Source organism: Thermoflavimicrobium dichotomicum, from assembly GCF_900114055.1.
Classification (GTDB): Bacteria; Bacillota; Bacilli; order Thermoactinomycetales; family Thermoactinomycetaceae; genus Thermoflavimicrobium; species Thermoflavimicrobium dichotomicum.
In genome coordinates, this window is record NZ_FORR01000061.1 from 1 (window position 1) to 1717 (window position 1717).

2 protein-coding genes are annotated in these 1717 nt (G+C 44.4%); both read right to left on the minus strand.

What is annotated here, in order from left to right; genetic code table 11:
- Positions 1–560 (minus strand): nitrile hydratase subunit beta (gene nthB, locus BMZ78_RS18335; protein ID WP_093231807.1); only part of this gene is annotated, 560 nt, incomplete at its 3' end.
- Between the two features lie 587 nt (positions 561–1147).
- Positions 1148–1717 (minus strand): AAA-type ATPase lid domain-containing protein (locus BMZ78_RS18340; RefSeq protein WP_139203376.1); only part of this gene is annotated, 570 nt, incomplete at its 5' end.

Sequence of the window (1717 nt, forward strand, 5' to 3'; positions counted from 1 at the left end):
CTTCTATGAGCAGCATCATCAGGGAAAACATGGGCTCCATATATTTCATCGATGACACCATACTTGTCACGGGTGTAACGTGGGAATCTTGTATGACCGGTTGGGTGAATGTTCCTTGTCTTGATTCTCTGTCCCACCTCGAACCGGGGAGGAGACGATATTTCGCGGACCGGAGACGCACCAAATTGTATCAATTGTTGTAGATGATTCACTAATTCCGGATCCTCCCGGCGTGGCAGTTTTGTATCTGGTTTCTCCAAGAAAGCTTGTGTTCGAGCTTCGAGTTCTGCGGAGTCCAATACTCCATTTTCTACTAAGTATGTTGCGATGGTCGCAACCCAGTGACCATAATAGGATGATGTCAGATAGTCCACTGGTTGCATTCGTTCAATCCCATGCCTAAATTCGTCAATGTTCAACATTCCTTGTCCCACCGTTCCAAACAAAAGCCCGAAAGCAAGCCTTTCCCAATCATGAGTGAAGTAAGGATCGTCTTTTTCTTTTACATACATAACTTTTCCAAATCCATCCATACCTCCAACATCGTGGATCCCGTTCATTTGTATACCTCCTATTTGCGTGATTCGAAAGAAAATGGGTGCACTTAAGCATAAAATAGCGGACTCTTCTCCTCTTCAGTCAACAAGCATCATGCCAATGGGTAGTTCTTCAGACATCCCACGTGGGGACAATTTCATCCGGTGTGAATCGTCATCAAGTTCAAGACCAAATCCCTTAAGAACACTTCTTGGATCTGATACAACTCGAGATCTGTATCGATAAAAAAGCAATAAGCATGCCAATATGATGATTTGGGGATCGCTTGTCCCAATGCCGGCATCTACAGGGTTACTTTATATATTCCCGAAAAATAATGTATAATATTCGAACAATAATGATTTAAAACAATACATATACATGTCTGATTACGGTTTGGGGAGTAGTATTAGCGACATATCCACGCTTGCTGGTTCAGGGAAACGAACAAACAGCGATTCATGTCATTGGAAGAACGCGCCGGCTGCTTGTCCAGCACGTGTATTTCCCAACGTCAGGAGGTTGCTGGACAGAAGTCTGTGCACATCGGGCACCGGGCCACTGATTGACAGTGATGTTATGGTCGGGTACTACACACTTATTTTGTGATCTACCAATTCCTTCTCCTATACTCTACCAGTGCTGTCTGATCAATTTTTCGGTATAGAGTACTGCGGGATATGCCCAAAATCTGTGCTGCCCGTCGAACATTTCCATTCACTTTGCGCAATGTCTCTTCAATGATGTCCTTTTCAGCTTTTCTAAGCTCTTTATGGGAAGAATGATCCAATAAGCGATTGACATGGGGATGGAAGGAAGGCCTTTCCGTCCGAATCTCCTCTGGAAGATGTTCCGCTCTAATGCAAACATCGGATCCGGAAAGGTAAAAAGCTCTTTGAACGACATTGCGCAATTCCCTGATATTCCCGGGCCATGGGTATTGGTAGAACAACTCAAAAACGGAAGCGTCAAAGAACTTTTTCTGGTGGTTCGGCTGGGAGTGATTCAGCTCCTCTAAAAAATGATTGGCTAAAAGCGGGATATCTCCCCGCCTTTCCCGCAAAGGGGGAAGGTGAATGGTGATGACATTTAACCGGTAATACAGATCGCTGCGAAAATTCCCGTTATATGTGATCTCATGTTTGAGATTCCTATTTGTTGCGGCGATCACTCTCGTATT